The sequence below is a fragment of the Streptomyces sp. 4N124 genome (assembly GCF_052245395.1).
Taxonomy (GTDB): Bacteria; Actinomycetota; Actinomycetes; order Streptomycetales; family Streptomycetaceae; genus Streptomyces.
Genome location: NZ_JBQQBS010000014.1, coordinates 31,191 through 47,891, shown reverse-complemented (window position 1 = coordinate 47,891; position 16,701 = coordinate 31,191). Strand labels below are relative to the sequence as shown.

General features: G+C 71.6%; 17 protein-coding genes. 9 read left to right on the top strand and 8 right to left on the bottom strand.

The genetic code is table 11. The annotated features are described in order from the left end of the window. The first annotated feature begins 42 nt into the window (after nt 1–42). The 9 genes from ACTWQO_RS16625 to ACTWQO_RS16585 are packed head-to-tail and all read left to right on the top strand — an operon-like array spanning nt 43 to nt 8,639. A complete protein-coding gene (locus tag ACTWQO_RS16625) occupies nt 43–1,614 on the top strand; it encodes an acyl-CoA dehydrogenase (protein ID WP_443238087.1) in 1,572 nt (523 codons plus the stop codon). Between the two features lie 28 nt (nt 1,615–1,642). Next, nucleotides 1,643–1,909 (top strand): acyl carrier protein, encoded by a 267-nt coding sequence (locus ACTWQO_RS16620; protein ID WP_443238086.1) that lies wholly within the window; start codon nt 1,643–1,645, stop codon nt 1,907–1,909. Beyond that, the gene (locus ACTWQO_RS16615) at nt 1,906–3,600 is read left to right on the top strand and encodes a type I polyketide synthase (protein ID WP_443238085.1); all 1,695 of its coding nucleotides are present in this window, start codon (nt 1,906–1,908) and stop codon (nt 3,598–3,600) included. The genes ACTWQO_RS16620 and ACTWQO_RS16615 overlap by 4 nt, the downstream gene beginning before the upstream one ends. Before the next feature lie 12 nt (nt 3,601–3,612). Next, complete coding sequence (locus ACTWQO_RS16610) at nt 3,613–4,779, top strand: acyltransferase domain-containing protein (RefSeq protein WP_443238207.1); 1,167 nt, start codon at nt 3,613–3,615, stop codon at nt 4,777–4,779. Continuing rightward, nucleotides 4,776–5,816: a 3-oxoacyl-ACP synthase III family protein gene (locus tag ACTWQO_RS16605; RefSeq protein WP_443238084.1), complete on the top strand. Its 1,041-nt coding sequence runs from the start codon at nt 4,776–4,778 to the stop codon at nt 5,814–5,816. The genes ACTWQO_RS16610 and ACTWQO_RS16605 overlap by 4 nt, the downstream gene beginning before the upstream one ends. 25 nt (nt 5,817–5,841) lie before the next feature. Beyond that, the gene (locus ACTWQO_RS16600) at nt 5,842–6,105 is read left to right on the top strand and encodes a phosphopantetheine-binding protein (protein ID WP_443238083.1); all 264 of its coding nucleotides are present in this window, start codon (nt 5,842–5,844) and stop codon (nt 6,103–6,105) included. After that, a complete protein-coding gene (locus tag ACTWQO_RS16595; protein ID WP_443238082.1) occupies nt 6,102–6,944 on the top strand; it encodes a 2-oxo acid dehydrogenase subunit E2 in 843 nt (280 codons plus the stop codon). Before ACTWQO_RS16600 ends, ACTWQO_RS16595 begins: the two co-directional genes overlap by 4 nt. Continuing rightward, a complete protein-coding gene (locus ACTWQO_RS16590) occupies nt 6,919–7,584 on the top strand; it encodes a 4'-phosphopantetheinyl transferase family protein (RefSeq protein WP_443238081.1) in 666 nt (221 codons plus the stop codon). The genes ACTWQO_RS16595 and ACTWQO_RS16590 overlap by 26 nt, the downstream gene beginning before the upstream one ends. Beyond that, entirely contained in the window at nt 7,581–8,639 is a 1,059-nt protein-coding gene (locus ACTWQO_RS16585; RefSeq protein ID WP_443238080.1) for an alpha/beta hydrolase, read from the top strand. Before ACTWQO_RS16590 ends, ACTWQO_RS16585 begins: the two co-directional genes overlap by 4 nt. Here the strand turns inward: ACTWQO_RS16585 and ACTWQO_RS16580 are convergent. The 8 genes from ACTWQO_RS16580 to ACTWQO_RS16545 form a co-directional block, all read right to left on the bottom strand. Then, nucleotides 8,530–9,369 (bottom strand): AfsR/SARP family transcriptional regulator, encoded by an 840-nt coding sequence (locus ACTWQO_RS16580; RefSeq protein WP_443238079.1) that lies wholly within the window; start codon nt 9,367–9,369, stop codon nt 8,530–8,532. The genes ACTWQO_RS16585 and ACTWQO_RS16580 overlap by 110 nt on opposite strands. Before the next feature lie 169 nt (nt 9,370–9,538). Continuing rightward, on the bottom strand, nt 9,539–12,394 hold the full coding sequence (locus ACTWQO_RS16575) for a DEAD/DEAH box helicase (protein WP_443238078.1): 2,856 nt from the start codon (nt 12,392–12,394) through the stop codon (nt 9,539–9,541). A 101-nt stretch (nt 12,395–12,495) separates the two neighbouring features. Next, nucleotides 12,496–13,446 (bottom strand): twin-arginine translocase subunit TatC, encoded by a 951-nt coding sequence (gene tatC, locus ACTWQO_RS16570; RefSeq protein ID WP_443238077.1) that lies wholly within the window; start codon nt 13,444–13,446, stop codon nt 12,496–12,498. 47 nt (nt 13,447–13,493) lie between these two features. Further along, nucleotides 13,494–13,784 carry a Sec-independent protein translocase subunit TatA gene (gene tatA / locus ACTWQO_RS16565; protein WP_362943823.1) on the bottom strand — a complete coding sequence of 97 codons (291 nt, stop codon included), beginning with the start codon at nt 13,782–13,784 and terminating at the stop codon, nt 13,494–13,496. Between the two features lie 262 nt (nt 13,785–14,046). Continuing rightward, entirely contained in the window at nt 14,047–14,241 is a 195-nt protein-coding gene (locus ACTWQO_RS16560) for a hypothetical protein (protein WP_301978529.1), read from the bottom strand. Nucleotides 14,242–14,251: 10 nt separating this feature from the next. Continuing rightward, entirely contained in the window at nt 14,252–14,542 is a 291-nt protein-coding gene (locus ACTWQO_RS16555; RefSeq protein WP_443238076.1) for a hypothetical protein, read from the bottom strand. 52 nt (nt 14,543–14,594) lie between these two features. Next, the gene (locus ACTWQO_RS16550) at nt 14,595–15,635 is read right to left on the bottom strand and encodes a helix-turn-helix transcriptional regulator (protein ID WP_443238075.1); all 1,041 of its coding nucleotides are present in this window, start codon (nt 15,633–15,635) and stop codon (nt 14,595–14,597) included. 19 nt (nt 15,636–15,654) lie between these two features. Beyond that, entirely contained in the window at nt 15,655–16,608 is a 954-nt protein-coding gene (locus ACTWQO_RS16545; protein WP_443238074.1) for a helix-turn-helix transcriptional regulator, read from the bottom strand. Between the last annotated feature and the right edge of the window lie 93 nt (nt 16,609–16,701).

Sequence of the window (16,701 nt, the reverse complement as noted above, 5' to 3'; positions counted from 1 at the left end):
GGAGATCCCTACGACCCGGACAACCCGCTCGGCCAACGGCAGTTGTCCACATCCGACGAACGCGGCGAGCTGAGCGCACACGGCGAGGCGCTGCTCGACGGCTTCGGGCTCGGCGCCGAGTACGTACCCGTGGAGCTGGGCGGACGGCTGGCCCGACTGGACGGCCTGGTCCGGGTGCTGCGCGAGGTGTTCCGCCGGGATGTGGGCCTGGGCCTCGGGCATGGAGTCACGTCGTTCATGGCGGCGGTGAACGTCTGGGCGGCGGGCTCGCCCGAGCAGCGCGACCGGCTCGCGCGACTGCTGCTGGACGGCGGCAAGGTGTCCGTCGCCTACCACGAGCTGGCGCACGGCAACGACTTCCTGCGCATGGACTTCACCGCACGTCCGGGGCGCGGCGGTTACCGCCTGTTCGGGGCGAAGGAGGTCATCAACAATGCGGACCGGGCGCGGGCCTGGGTGCTGTTCGCCCGCACCGACCCGGCACCCGGCAGCCGCAGCCACTCGGTGCTGCTCGCGGACCCCGACGAGTTGCCGACGGACCGCTGGCAGCCGCTGCCCCGCTACCGCACGGCCGGCGTGCGCGGCTGCCGGATCTCCGGGCTCGTCTTCCGGGACTGCCCGGTGCCCGCGTCGGCCCTGGTCGGCGAGGAGGGGCGGGGCGGCGAGGTCGCGCTGCGGTCGTTCCAGGTGACGCGGAGCGCGCTGCCGGGGATGGCGATCGGGACGGCGGACAGCTGTTTGCGGACGGTGCTGCGGTTCGCGCTCGGACGGCGCCTGTACCGCCGTAACGTCGTCCAACTCCCGCACGCCGCCGCCGTATTGACGAACGCGTTCGCCGATCTGCTGCTGTGCGACAGCCTGTCGCTGGCTGCCGCACGCGCCGTGCACCTGCTGCCCGAGCAGGCCAGTGTCACCTCGGCGGCCGTGAAGTACCTGGTGCCGAAACTGCTCACGGACAGTGTGCGCGAGCTGTCGGTGGTGCTCGGCGCCCGGTTCTACGTCCGCGAGGGCGAGCACGCCGCCTTCGGCCGGCATGTACGGGATCTGCCGGTGCTGTCGCTCGGCCACGCGGGACCGACGGCGTGTCTGGCGACGCTGGTGCCGCAGCTGCGGAGGCTGGCGACCGCACCCCAACTCTCCTGCCCTGGTGGCCTGTTCATGGTCGAGGACGACGACGTCCCGGCCGGTATCCCCTTCGACCGGCTCACGCTCACCGCGACCGGTGACCCGCTCACCGCACTGCTCATGGACACGGACGCACCGGTCCAGGATCTGCTGCGGGACCTGGCCACGGAGTTGGCCGACGTCCGCCGCGCCTGCCGTGCCCTGCCACCGGCCGACCGCACCCCGCTCGCCTCCCCGGCCGCGTTCGCCCTGGCCGCACGGTATGCCGAACTGCTTGGCGCGGCTGCCGCCGTCGGTGTCTGGCGGAACGCCCGCGGCGGGTTCCTCGCGGACCCGGTGTGGCTGGGCGCGGCCCTGCACCGCTCGGCGCGCCGCCTGGGCCTGCGCGAGGGCGGGATTCCCGCGGTGTACGCGCAGCCGCTCCGGGCCGAACTGCTCCGCAGATACGAGGAGTCGCGGCCGTTCGATCTCTACGACGCCCACGCGTGACCCTGCTGCTCTCACTCTGGAGAACCCCATGTCCTTGCCCACCGTCCCCACGGAGCAGTCCCTGATCGACTGGCTCACCACCCGGGTCGGCGCCTATCTGCGGCGCGACCCGGCCGAGATCGACTCGACGGTGCCGCTCGCCGAGTACGGCCTGGACTCGGTGGCCGCGCTCAGTCTCTGCGGTGATGTGGAGGACCACTTCGGCATCCCCGTGGACCCCACGGCCGCCTGGGACTTCCCGACCGTGCGGGCGCTCGCCGGCCATCTCTGGAAAGAGCTGGAGAACGCCGGATGAGCGCGGTTGCCGTAACCGGTCTCGACTGCCGTTTCCCGGGTGCCGAGGATCCGTACCGGTTCTGGGAGTTGCTGATGCGGGGCGGCGACGGCATCAGCCGGGTGCCGCGCGAGCGCTGGGACCCCGGGGTGACGGGCGGCCCCGGCGAGGGCGGCTTCCTCGCGGACGCGGACGCCTTCGACAACGCCTTCTTCACCATCACGCCGCGCGAGGCCGCGTCCATGGATCCGCAGCAGCGGCTGATGCTGCAGTGCGCGTGGCGGGCCTTCGAGGACGCGGGCATCGCACCGCACCGGCTCGCGGGGACGGCGACGGGCGTGTTCGTCGGGGTGATGGGCAGCGAGTGGGCACAGTTGACGCTGACCGACCTGCCGGGGATCACCCCGCAGATCGGTTCCGGAAACGGCTACTGCATGATCGCCAACCGGGTCTCGTACCACCTGGACCTCAAGGGCCCGTGCCTGGCCGTCGACACGGCGTGCTCGTCGTCGCTGGTCGCGGTGCATCTGGCGGTGAACGCCCTGCTCTCCGGCGAGTGCGACCAGGCCCTCGCGGGCGGCGTCAACATCGCACTGACGCCCGCGCTCGGCCTGTTCTACGAGCGGGCGGGGCTCGCGGCACCGGACGGTCGCTGCAAGCCGTTCAGCGCGGGGGCGAACGGCATCGGGCGCGGGGAAGGCGTCGGAGCGGTCGTGCTGCGGCGGCTGGAGGACGCGCTGGCGGACGGCGATCACGTGTACGCGGTGATCCGCGGGACGGCCGTCAACCAGGACGGGCGGAGCAACGGGCTGACCGCGCCGAGCCGTTGGTCGCAGCAGGAGGTGATGGCGGCGGCGTACCGCAGGGCGGGCGTGGAACCGGGCGACGTGGTCTTCACCGAGGGGCACGGCACCGGCACCGCCCTCGGCGACATGATCGAGGCGAAGGCCCTCGCAGCCTGGCACGCAGGCCGCGCCCGCCCGATGGCCCTCGGCTCCGTCAAGGGCAACCTCGGCCACACGGAGGGCGCCGCCGGGATCGCCGGCCTCATCAAGGTCGCCCTCGCCCTGCACCACCGCACGGTCCCGGTCAGCCGCTTCGCCGCCCACGAGAACCCCGGACTCCGCCTGGCGGAGAAGGGCCTCAGGCTCCTGAAGTCACCGCTGCGACTGTCCGGTCCGGCCCTGGCGGGCCTGAGCAGTTTCGGCATGGGCGGCACGAACGCACACGCCGTCCTGGAGTCGGCGCCCTCCGTCCGTACGACGGCTTCGGCCCCGCCCGCGCTGGGCGCCCACGTCTTCACCCTCACGGCTCCGGACGCGCCCGCGCTGCGCCGCAACCTCGCCGCCCAGGCCGAGGCGATCGGCCGGCGCCAGTCACCGGTCGGGCCGTTGTGCCGGGCCTCGTATCGGGTCAAGTCGGGGCATGCGGTGCGGGCGGCGGTCGTGGTGGGGGCGGAGGAGGGCAGTTCGCGGCTGGCTGAGGCGCTGCGCGACGAACGGCCCACCGCTGCTCAGCAAGGTCCGCTCATCGCCGCCCTGTTCACCGGTCAGGGTGCCCAGTTCCCCACCATGGGCGCCCAGCTCTATCGCTCGTCCTCGCTCTACCGCCGTCACCTGGACGCGGCCGACGCGGAGCTGCTGCAGTACACCGAGACGTCCGTACGCGACCTGCTGCTGCACGGCGACTCGGCCGTGCACCGTACGCGCTAGGCGCAGCCCGCCCTGTTCGCCGTCGGTTACGCGCTGGGCGCCGCGCTCGCGGATGTCGGCGTGCGCCCCACCCTGCTGCTCGGGCACAGCGTGGGTGAGTTCGCGGCGGCGGTGCAGGCCGAGGCGCTGTCGCTGCCGGACGCGGCCCGGCTGATCGCCGCTCGGGGCGCGCTGATGGAGCAACTCCCCGACGGCGGCGGCATGCTGGCCGTCCATGCGCCCGCGGACCGGCTGCACGAGCTGGTCGAGCGAGAGCCCATGGTCGGCTTCGCCGCCTTCAACGGTCCCCGGTCGACGGTCCTTTCCGGCGACCTCGCCGCCCTGGACCGCATCGCGTCCGCCCTCGACGGCGTCCGGGTGCGTCGGCTGGAGGTCTCGCACGCCTTCCACTCACCGCTCATGCGGCCGGTCCTCGAACCGTTCCACCGCATCGCCGAGGAGACGGCCGGCGGCGTCCCGCGCACCCCGTTCTACTCGACCGTCCGCGGCAAGGTCCTGGAGTCCGAGCCGCTGGACGCCGCGTACTGGACGGAACACATCAGCGCCCCGGTCCTGTTCGCGGACGCCGCAGCTCAGCTCCTCGACGAGCGCCCCACCCACGTCGTCGAACTCGGCCCCCGCCCGGTCCTGACCGCCCTGGCCCGCCATCTCACGACCGACCATCCCCCGGTCCCGCTGCACCCGCTGCCGGGCGAGGGCGCGACCGGGACGGAGCTGGCGGCGACGGTCGCCGCCCTGTACCGGGCGGGCCTGGACGTGGACTGGCCCGCGCAGGACGAGGGACCGACGCGTCGGCTGCTCCCGTACACCTTCGCCACGGACGGACGCTTCTGGCGCGGCGGCCTGCCGACCCCGCGTCCGCCCGTAATCGAGGCGGAACCGGAGGAGGTCTCACGCACCGACTCGATCGAGATCCACGTCCTCGAAGCCGTCGCCGAACTCGGCGGCTACGACGTCTCCGCGCTCTCCCCGCACTCGCGACCCCAGGAGGACCTCGGCCTGGACTCGGTCACGTTGATCGAGTTGAAGGCGCGCGTCGAGGCCCGGCTGCCGGCGCTGGGGCCGCTGCCGGTGGAGGAGCTGCTCGGCCATCTGTCCACCCTCGGCGACCTGATCGCGTACGTCACCGCGCGCGCCGCACAAGGTGGCGTCGCCTCATCGACGGAGCCTGCCCCATGACCGTGCCCGCACCCCCCACCGGCCCCACCGTCCATGTAGCCGCCGCCGGTTCCGCGTTGCCCGGCACCCCCGTCGACAACGCCTCGCTGGCCGCGTCGCTGGGCGTCAACGAGGAGTGGATCGACCACTTCATCGGCACCCGCACCCGGCACTTCGCCCGCGATCTGAGCACCGGGGAGGTCCGCTGGGCCCTGGCCGACCTGTGCGCGGAGGCCGCCTCGCAGGCGATCGAGTGCGCCGGCACCGACCCGGCCGACATCGAGTTCATCGTGCTGGGCACGGCGACCCCGGACCATCTGATGCCGGCCACCGTCAACGAGGTGGCCGACCGCCTCGGCCTGGACCAACTCCCCACCTATCAGCTCCAGTCGGGCTGCGCGGGCGCCGTTCAGGCCCTCGCGCTCGCCCACACCTTCATCAGCAGCGGCACCCACCGCACCGGCCTCGCCATCGGCGGCGACGTCTGCACCAAACATCTCGACCTGCGCCGCGACCTCGCCTCCGCGGCCCCCGGCGACCTGGTCAACTGCGTGCTGTTCGGCGACGGCGCGGGCGCCGCCGTCATCGGCGCCGACCCCGGTGAACGGCCGGTCGCCCTGCGCCGCACCCTCAACCGCTGTACCGGGCTCGGCCGCAGCCCCGGCCAGATCATCGACTGGTTCGGGCTCGCCGACCGGCACGACCAACGCCAGGCGCTCACCGAGGACTACAAGGCGATCGAGGGCTCGGTGCCCGGCATGGCCGCGGAGATCCTCTGGGAACTCCTGGACGACCTGGGCTGGTCGGCCGAGGACCTGGACTTCCTCCTCCCACCGCAGCTGTCGGGCCGTATGACCCGGCTGATCACCGAGCAGTTGGGACTCCCCGCCGCGCGTGAGATCTCCTGCGTCGCGGACACCGGCAACAACGGCAACGCACTGCCTTTCCTCCAGCTTCAGCAGCTGATGAAGGAGATCGCGGGCGGCCAGAAGGCCCTCGCCGTCGCGGTCGAGTCAAGCAAGTGGATCAAGGCGGGGTTCGCCCTGGAAGGACTGTAGAGCCATGGAAGGACTGACTGCAGAGATGCCCACAGAGACCCGCCCGCTGCCCCTGGCCGAGTTCGCGCGCCTGGTGCGCGACGAGACCGGCCTCCCCCTCGGCACCACGCCCGCCGAGGAAACGGCCCTGCTCGACGCCGACTTCGACGAACTGCCCGAGTGGGACTCCATGTACCTGCTGAAGCTGGTGACCGCCCTGGAGCACACCCTCGGCCGCCCCGTCCCGGTCGGCCGCCTCCTCGAAGCCCGCAGCCTCCGTCAGATCCACGAGCTGGTGATCACACCATGACTACGGCCCATGCGGTACGCGACCGCCGCCACACCCTCTACTTCCTGGAGTACGCCGCCCGCCAGCGCCCGGTGTTCCTGGACACCGACGTCGACATGGGCGCCGTCCACGCCCACCGCGCCGCCGCCGAACGCCGCTACTCGACGGTGACGTACGTCCTGTACGCGGCGGGCCGTGTCCTGCACCGCCACCCCGAGGCCAACGCCGTCCTGGCGCCGCGCCGCCTGCGCGCCCCGCGCATCGTGCGCTTTCCGTCGGTCACCGGCAAGCTCGCGCTCGACGCCAAGTCGGCCGGAGGGGAGCGCGTCGTACTGTCCGCGCTGATCCCCGGCCTGGAGACGGCGACACTGGACTCGATCCAGGACCAGGTCGACCGCTACCGCTCGCCCGACGTCGCCACCCTCCCGGAGTTCGGTGGCGTACGGGCCCTCGTACGCCTCCCGGTCTGGCTGGGCCGCGCCGCCTTCGCGCACGCCCTGCGCAGCGCCCGGCGACGTCCTTCGGTCCTCGGCACGGTCTCCGTGAGTTCCCTCGGCCACCGCCCGGTGGACGGCTTCCATTCCACGGGCGGTACGGCGGTGACCCTCACCTGCGGCCGCACGACCCCCCGTCCGGTGGTCCGCGAGGACGGCACCATCGAGGCCGCGCCTGTCATGCGCCTCGGTCTCGCCTTCGACCACCGCGTCCTCGACGGCGCCGCCGCGGCGGACGTCCTCGGGGAGCTGACGGACGCGCTGGAGCACGGCAGTTGGGAGGCCACGTCCGATGCACCCCCGCGCCTTGCGCCCGTCGCCGAGTTGCGCTCCCCCTCCCGTGCCCCTGACCGCCCGGCCGGCTGAGGCCGCCGGGCTGCTCGCGCGGGGGGCGGTCGTGGCGTACGGCTCCGTGTCGGACTGGGCCGACCGGGCGCCGTCGCTACGGGGCGCGGACGCGGCCAGGCTCCGCGGGTCGGCGCATCCCGAGGTCCGGGCGCGCTTCCTGGCGGCACGGGCCCTGCTCCACCACATCATCGGGACCACGGACCTCGCCTACGACGCGGGGGGCCGCCCCAGCCTGTGCGGACCCGCGTCCCGTTACGCCGTCAGCCTCAGCCACACCGACGGCCTGGTCCTCGTGGGCCTGTGCGAGCGCACCGCCGCCCGCCTCACCATCGGCGTCGACCTGGAACGCACCGACCGGCACCTGGACGGCCCCCGCTTCCCGAGCCACATGTGCACCCCGCGCGAGCTGGCCCGCCTCGCCCGCACGCCGGCCGCCGACCGCAACGCGCTGCTGGTGCGCTGGTGGACGTCGAAGGAGGCGTACAGCAAGGCGATCGGCCGCGGACTGGCCCTGGACTTCAGGACGTTCGGCACCCGGCCCCCGCCGGGCTGGACCCTGCGCACCCACACCCTGCGCACCCACAGCCTGACCACCTCGGAGACCACCTACACGGCGGCCGTCGCGATCGGCCCCGAATCCCCGAAGGACACCCCATGAGCCTGGACCCGAACCCCGTCACCCTCCCCGGCCCGCTGGCCGAACTCAAGGAGTATGCCCGTCTGCACGCCCGCAACCAGGGCCTGTCCGCCCGTGACACCGCCCGCGTCCTGGACCGCATCGGCAACGACACCCCGGATTCCCCCGACTCCTGGACCCACGTCTGGGCCACCCGCGCCGACGAACTCGCCGCCCGCGGCCGTCTGCTGGACGCCTGCCGCCACTACACGCTGGCCCGCTTCCCGTACCCGTACGACGAACCCCGCCGCCGGGCCCAGCAGGCGGCCGTGGCGACCTTCGACCGCTGGCGGGGCACCCAGTCCGGCATCGAACGCCTCGAACTACCGCATCCGGACGGCCCGTTGACCTGCTGGGCGACCGGACTCGACCGGGACCGCCCCCTGCTGGTCGTCATGGGCGGCATCATCAGCGTCAAGGAGCAGTGGGCGCCCCTGCTGCCCCGGCTCAGCCGCATGGGTTTCGCGGCGGTCGTGGCGGAGCTGCCCGGCGTGGGCGAGAACTCCCAGCGCTACACGCCGGATTCCTGGCGCCTGCTCCCGCACCTCCTCGACACCCTGGCCCCCCGCGCCCGCACGGACGCCACCTCTCTGCTCTTCCTCAGCTTCAGCGGCCATCTCGCCCTGCGCGCAGCCGCCGCCGACGCCCGCATCCGGCGCATCCTGACGGTCGGCGCCCCGGTCTCGGCGTTCTTCACCGACGCGGACTGGTGGCAGCGCCTGCCCCGGCTGACCCGGGACACGCTGCGCCGCCTGACGGCCACCGCCGACGACACCGAACTGCGCGCCGTACTGAAAGACTTCGCCCTCACCCCGACCGTCCTGCAGGACATCGACGCCTCCGTGCGCTACGTCGCCAGCACCCGGGACGAGATCATCCCGCCCGCCGATCCCGCGCTTCTGCGCTCCGCGCTCGCCGACGTCCGGGTCAAGCAGATCGACGACGTGCACGGATCACCCGGTCATCCGGGGGCGGTACGACGCTGGCTCGCCTGGAATCTGCGGGGAAAGCCGTCCGCTGCCGCCCCGGCCGGCTGACCGGCGCCGGCCCGCCGACGACCCGCGAGTGCACGCGAGCGAGGGCGGGCCCCGGCGGCACGCCCAACTCGTCATGGAGCGACCGCCGTACGGTCCGATAGGCCCGCAGCGCGTCCGCGGTCCGCCCCGCCCGCCGCAGCGCCTCCATCAGATGACAGTGCAACTGCTCGCGCAGCGGATGCGCATGAGCCAGCTCCGTCAGCTCACCGGTCAGCTCCTCGTGCCGCCCGAGCCGCAGATCGGCCTCGATACGCAACTCCAGGGCCTCCAGCCGCAGTTCCTCCAGCCGGGCGGCAGCGGCGGCCAGCGCGGGCCCGTGCTCCACTCCCGCCACGGCGGGCCCCTGCCACAAGCCCAGCGCCTCACCGAGGATCCGCGAAACGGCCGCGAAGTCGCCGCAGCGCGCGGCGCCCCGCCCGTCCCGGTGCAACTCCTCGAACCGCTGCAGATCGAACTCACCGGGCCGAACCCGCAGCAGATAGCCGGGAGCCCGCGTCACCAGCGGCGCGTCCCCGCCCTCCGCGATCGCCTTACGCAGATGCGAGACATACACCTGCAGGGTCGTCGCCGCGGTACGCGGCGGCCCCTGCGGCCACAACTCGTCGAACAACGCGGACGCCGACACCACACTCCCCGCCCTGAGCAGCAGCACCGCAAGCACGGCCCGCTGCTTGGCCGCCGAGGGCGTACGAGGTTCGAGCCGAACAGGACCGAGAACACGGAAGCGCATAACGACAGCAGCCCCTCTCCACTCCGGGAGAGCAGCGTCCCGCAGAGGCCGGGAAACCCCACGGGAGATCCACTGGAGCGGCGCTGAAAGCGCCCCGAAGGGGCGCGGGGAACTGCGCGACCAGCCCCCACCGGCCGGCTGTGAGCAACCCTCCGCAAGCCCTACGGCGCTACCCAACCGACGAGTACGCCACAACCCCCCGCAACAACCCATCAACCGCTTTACGCGCATTCTTGGCCACCGTCGAGCCCTCCACAGGAGACGACGCTGCCGAGATCTGCCCCAGCACATCAATCACCTGCTTGCACCACCGCACAAAGTCACCCGCCGGCATCTCCGCCTCACGCAACACCTCATCGAGGCCCTTCCCGGACGCCCACATATACGCGGCCCAGGCAAAGCCGAGATCCGGCTCACGCTGACCGACACCCTCGGACTGGGTGATCCGGAACTCCTCCTCCAGCCCGTCCAGCCGCCCCCAGATCCGCACCATCTCACCGAGCGCGGCCTTCGCCTTCCCGGACGGCAGCTTGGGCGCCATCGCATCGTCCCCGACCCGCGCCTCGTACACCAACGCCGAGACGCAACCGGCGAGTTCGGCGGGACCGAGGCCCTCCCACACCCCGGCGCGCAGGCATTCACTCGCGAGCAGATCCAGCTCGCCGTACAGCCGGGCGAGCCGCTTGCCGTGCTCGGTGACCTCGTCACCGCGCAGATAGTCCAGCTCGGTCAGCAGCGCGACGATCCGGTCAAACGTACGGGCGATCGTGTTCGTGCGGCCTTCGATACGCCGCTCCAGCTGTGAGGTGTCCCGCATCAGCCGGTGATACCGCTCGGCCCAACGCGCGTGATCCTCACGGTCGTTGCACCCATGGCACGGATGCGCCCGGATCGCCGTCCGCAGCCGGGCGATCTCCCGGTCGTCGGCGGCCTGCGACCGCTTCTTGCGGTGCCGCTCCGGCGGAATGTGCCCGGCCTTGGTCCGCAGCGCGGAGGCGAGGTCGCGACGCGACTGCGGTGAGCGCGGATTGAAGGACTTCGGGATCCGCATCCGCTCCAACGCCTCGACGGGCACCGGGAAGTCCATCGACGCCAGCCTCTTGACCTGCCGCTCGGCGGTCAGCACCAGCGGGCGCGGCCCGTCGTGGTGCTCGAAGCCGCGGTGGCCGTTCGACCGCCCGGCCGGCAGTCCCGGATCCAGCACCAGTGCGAGTCCCGCGTACTTGCCGGTCGGCACGTGGATGACGTCGCCCGGCTTGAGCTTCTCCAGTGCGACGGCGGCCTCGGCGCGCCGCTCCGCCGCGCCCTGCTTGGCCAGTTCGGTCTCCCGGTCCTTCAGCTCACGTCGCAGGCGCGCATACTCCTCGAAGTCCCCGAGGTGGCAGGTCATGGAATCCTTGTAGCCCGCGAGCCCCTCCTCGTTGCGCTGCACCTGCCGCGAGATCCCCACGACCGACTTGTCGGCCTGGAACTGCGCGAAGGACGTCTCCAGCAGCTCCCGCGAGCGGTGCCGCCCGAACTGCTCGACGAGGTTGACCGCCATGTTGTACGACGGCTTGAAGCTGGACCGCAGCGGATACGTGCGCGTGCCGGCCAGTCCCGCCAGGTGGTCCGGGCTCATCCCGCGCTGCCACAGCACCACGGCATGTCCTTCGACATCGATGCCGCGGCGCCCGGCACGACCGGTCAACTGGGTGTACTCACCGGGGGTGATGTCGGCGTGCTGCTCGCCGTTCCACTTGACGAGCTTCTCCAGCACCACGGACCGGGCGGGCATGTTGATGCCCAGCGCCAGCGTCTCGGTGGCGAACACGGCCTTGACGAGGCCGCGCACGAACAGCTCCTCGACGACCTCCTTGAACGTCGGCAGCATGCCCGCGTGGTGGGCCGCGATCCCGCGCTCCAGCCCCTCCAGCCACTCGTAGTACCCGAGCACATGCAGGTCTTCGGTGGGAATGGAGGCCGTGCGCTCCTCGACCAGGGAGCGGACCCGCTCCCGTGCCTCGTCGTCGTTGAGCCGCAGCCCGGCGTACAGGCACTGCTGAACGGCGGACTCGCAGGCGGCGCGGCTGAAGATGAAGGTGATGGCGGGCAGCAGCCCCTCGGCGTCGAGCCGCTCGATGACCTCGGGCCGTCCGGGCGTCCACACCCGCGACCTGGATCTGCGCTCCCGCTCCCGATCGGCCTCCCGCATGGCCCGCCCGCGTCTGCGGTCCTGGAACGACGGCTTCGTCGCCTCCATGCGCGCGAGCCGGGTGAGGTCCGGGTTGACGGCCTTCTTGTGGCCTTCGCCCTCCTCGAACAGGTCGTACATCCGGCGTCCGGCGAGCACATGCTGGAACAGCGGCACGGGCCGGTGCTCGGAGACGATCACCTCGGTGTCACCGCGGACGGTGTCGAGCCAGTCGCCGAACTCCTCGGCGTTCGACACGGTGGCCGACAGCGACACCAGGGTCACCGACTCGGGAAGGTGAATGATCACCTCTTCCCACACGGCGCCCCGGAACCGGTCGGAGAGGTAGTGCACCTCGTCCATGACCACATATCCGAGTCCGAGGAGGGTCTGCGATCCGGCGTACAGCATGTTCCGCAGCACCTCGGTGGTCATCACGACCACCGGTGCGTCGGAGTTGACGCTGTTGTCACCGGTGAGGAGTCCGACCATGCCCGTGCCGTAACGGCGGCACAGGTCGGCGTACTTCTGGTTCGACAGCGCCTTGATCGGGGTCGTGTAGAAGCACTTCTTGCCCTGCATCAGCGCGAGGTGGACGGCGAACTCGCCCACGATCGTCTTGCCGGAGCCGGTGGGCGCGGCCACCAGCACGCCCTTCCCCGTTTCGAGCGCCTCGCAGGCCTCGATCTGGAAGGGGTCGAGGCCGAAGTCGTACATCTCGCGGAAGGAGGCGAGCGCGGTGGCCTGCTCGACAGCGCGCTTGCGCGCTGCCGCATACCGCTCGGCCGGTGAGAGGTCCTCTGTCATCGTGCTTTCGAGCGTACCGGGCCCCACTGACAACAGGACGATCAATATCCGGATCTGCGGAGTCCTGCCCTCGGGGCCTGCCGCAAACGCCGAGCGCCCCCACCACGCGTAGTGCTGGGGGCGCCCTGTGTGTTCGTGGAGTCGGCTTACGTCACGTCGTCGTATCCGTTGACCCGGTCCGTGCTGCCCGCCTGCTCAGGCAGCGCCCGGCTGGCGGAGACCGTCTCGACGTCGCCGATGTCCTCGGGGGTGAGGTCCAGGTCGGAGGCCTCGTCGTCGTCGGGGCCCAGGGCCTCGCGGCGACGCCGACGCTTGTCGTTGATCAGCGAGAAGGCGGTCGCGGCGAAGTACAGGATCCAGATCGGTCCGGCGAGCGCGAGCATCGTCAGCGGGTCGGTGCTGGGCGTCGCGAGCGCCGCGAAGACCGTGATGCCCATGATCATCGCTCGCCACCAGCCGAGCATCCGCTTGCCGGTGATCGCCCCGGTGAGGTTCAGGAAGATCAGCAGCAGGGGCAGCTCGAAGGAGAGGCCGAAGACGATCACCATGCGGGTGACCAGATCGAGCAGGTCGTCCAGTGGCAGGAGGTTGTCGGTGCTCTCCGGGGTGAACTGGAGCAGCACCTCCGCCGTGGTGGGCAGCACCGAGTAGGCGAAGTAGGCGCCGAAGAGGAAGAGCGGGGCGCCCATGCCGACGAACGCGTAGGCGTACTTCTTCTCGTGCCGGTGCAGACCCGGCGCGACGAAGGCCCACAGCTGGTACAGCCAGATCGGCGAGGCCACGACGACACCGGCCATCAGCGACACCTTCAGCGCGAGCGTGAAGGGGGTGAGCAGACCGTTGATGGTGATCTGCGCGCACGGCTCGCTGGACTTGGTGTTCGCCAGTTGCTCGAACGTCTTGCCACAGCCGACCGAGTCGAGGATCGGCTTGGTGAGGACGTTGATGATGTCGTTGTAGAAGAAGGCAGCGACGACCGTGACGGCGACGATGGCCAACAGCGCCTTCGCGAGCCGGTTGCGAAGCTCACGAAGGTGCTCCGCGAGGGGCATCCGCCCCTCGGGATCCCTCTCCTGCTTGCGGGCAGACTTCAGCAACCCACATTCCCATCTCGTGCAGCGGGCCGGTGGTCACCGGCCCTGCGTCAGCGCTTGGTCGTGTCCGTCGGCTCGGTGACCGGGCGCGAGCTGGTCACATCGCCGGGGGCGGCCTGGATGGTGCGCTGAGCGGGGGGCTGCTCGTCGGTCTGCGGCGGGGCTGCCGGGGCGGAGGCGTTGTCCTGGCCCTCGGTCTTCATCGCCTTGGCCTCGCTCTTGAGGATGCGCGCGGACTTGCCGAGCGAGCGCGCCATGTCCGGAAGCTTCTTCGCGCCGAACAGCAGGATGATGACGACGAGGATGAGAATGATCTCGGGGGCTCCGAGCCTTCCGAACATAAGTCTTTACCTTCTCACCGAGGCGGCTGGGATGGGGTGCTGTCCGACCGGTCGAACACTCATCCGATCGATCGTGTGTGACAGCGATCGTAACGCTCAGGGGTAAACGGGGGGCAATCCCTGTGCGTACTCCCGGTCAGCGACCCGAGCCTCGTTTTCCGAGCCGCGACCAGCAGCGTACCTGGCGGAACCACCAAGGTGACAGGGCGAAGCAGCCCAAAGCGCATCAGACGCAGGACTCACAGGACATCCTCAGCCGGACTCACAGCGAGTCCACAGTGCGCGCCGCGCTCAAAGACGCACGCTCCAGGTCCTCCGCGGCCCGGTTGATACGAGCCGCCGAGTCCGAAACCTGCCTGCCCAGGCGCTGTGCCTCCAGGAAGACCCGTACCGCGAGCACACCGAGGACGGCGAGACCGGCAAAACCCACAGCAACCGCGAACATCGGCCAGAACATGACGCCGAGCCTAGAGGGTCGAGTGCAGCCGCAGTGTGCTGACCCCGCCACCGGTGAGCAGCTCGACGATGCGCTCCCCCGCCGGCTTGCGCACGGACGCGCCGCAGTCGGGGCAGGTGAAGGAGTAGAAGGTGGTGCGGCTGCTTGCGCCGATGGCCAGGCGCAGGGCGCTCGCGGTGAGTTCGAAACGGCCCCGGCAGTCCGGGCAGCCGGCCCTGAACACCACGGGAGTCACGCTTCTCATGCCGGCGAACGCCGACGCCACCGACATTCCCGGCACCCCGGACGCCGACTCGCTCAAAGCACCTGCTCCTCTTCTCCTGGTCGTTCGCCTCCGGCGCGCCCCGTGCGGCTCACTCCGGCCTGTCGTACGGCCCGCCCAGCACCCCGTGCTGCCCCGGCGTCTGCGCCTCGATCCCGTCGTACGCCGCCAGCGCCTCACGGGCCGCGTGCCGGGCGCTGTCGGCCAGCTCGCGCGGTGACACGATCCGGCCCTCGCGCCCGAGCCGGAGCGCCAGGCGGCGCAGCGACGCCGGGTCGGGGGTGCGCAGAGTGATACGCAGCCCGCCGTCGGGAAGCTCATCCGCGCTGTCGTGCGGGTAGTACTCGGCGACCCAGCGCCCGCCCGGGCCGACCTCGACGACGACCTCCGGGTCCTCGGCGGCGGGCTGCACCAGCCCCTCCGACAGGTCCCGCAGCTCCACCTCGGGGGGCGCGGACGGCTCGTCCAGGATCCTGATCTCGGCGACCCGGTCGAGACGGAAGGTGCGGCGCGCCTCGGAGCGGCGGCACCAGGCCTCCACATAGGTGTGGCCGACGCTGACGAGGCGGATGGGGTCGATCTCGCGCTTGGTGACCTCGTCCCGGGCGGGTGAGTAGTAGCGGATCCACAGGCGGCGGCGCTCGGAGATCGCCCGGTCGACGTCCGCGAAGACGCCGCCCTCCGATTCGAAGGTCACCGACAGCCGGGCGCTGGCGCCGGCCGCCTCACCGGCCGCGGCCTCCACCTTGGCGGTGGCCCGCAGCAGCGCCTGCCGGTCGCTCTCCCGCAGACCGGGCAGCGTGGCGACGGCACGGGCCGCCACCAGCAGCGCGGTCGCCTCGTCGGCGGCGAGCCTGAGCGGCTCCGCCGTCTCCGCCCCGAGGGCGGCAGGGTTGTGCCACCAGATCCGCTCGCCGTCGGTGTCGATGTCGAGCAGATCACCGCCGCGGAAGCTGGTGCCGCACATGGGCAGCACATCGAGGTCGGAGACCAGCTCGTCCTCGGTGATCCCGAAAGCACGGGCGACGTCCTCGAGCCGGGCGCCGGGGCGCTCCCTCAGATACGTCACCAGGGAGAGCATCCGGCGGGTCTGGTCGATGGCGTTCACAGGTCTGATCGGTTTGCCGGCCACTGTCTTTCTCCGCTCCCCCTCAGCCCTTGGCCACGGCACGCAGCCGGTCCACCACGTCGGCGCGCAGCTCGGCCGGCTCCAGGACCACCACGTCCGGCCCGAACTCCACCAGCCACGCGTCCAGGCCGTGCCCGTACGGGATCTCCAACTCGTCCCAGCCGTCGCCCAGTTCCCGCACCGACGTGGCCTTCGCCCGCAACGGGAACCCCGCGTCCGTGCGCAGCCGGATCAGCGCGGTGCGGTCGGCGGTCTCCCCCGCCCAGCTCGCGACGGTCTCCCGGACGGTGACGACATCGGGGACCTCCACGGTGAACCGGCCGCTGCGGGTGCGCACCCGGCCGGTGATCCGGGACAGCCGGAACACCCGCTCGGCACCGCGGTCACGGTCCCAGCCCGCCAGATACCAGTGGCCGCGCCAGCACTCCAGCGCCCACGGCTCCACATGCCGGGGTTCGGGATGCGCGGCGGTGGCCTTGCGGTAGTCGAATGCGACCGGCCGGCGGTCGCGGCAGGCCAGCATCAACGGCTCGAACGCCGCCTCGTGCACCGGAATCCGCGGCTCCAGCGCACTGTGCGTCTCGTACGGGTCGATGTCCTCGAGCAGCCCGGCCGCGCGCAGCTTCTGCAGCGCGCCGCTGGCCGCGCCCGCTAGCCGCGCCTGCTGCCACACCTTGGCGGCCAGCCCCAGAGCGGCGGCCTCCTCGGCGTCGAGAGTGACGGGCGGAAGGCGGTTGCTGTCGCGGCGGGCCAGATAGCCGACCTCACCGTCGAGATTCTCCACCGTCTCGATGACCAGGCCGAGTTCGCGCAGATCATCCTTGTCCCGCTCGAACATCCGGTTGAAGGAATCGTCCGACCCGGCTTCGAGATAGGCCTCGATGGACTCACGCAGCTCGCGCTTGCTGAGCGGCCGCCGCGTCCCCAGCAGACACAGCGCCAGGTTCATCAGCCGCTCGGCCTTGGCAATGGCCATCGACGCCCTTCGCCTCCCTATGGTGCTTACGAACGACGACCGTACCGCCCAGCGGTGGCGCGGCAAAAGCCGAGGGCCCATGCCCGCGCAGGC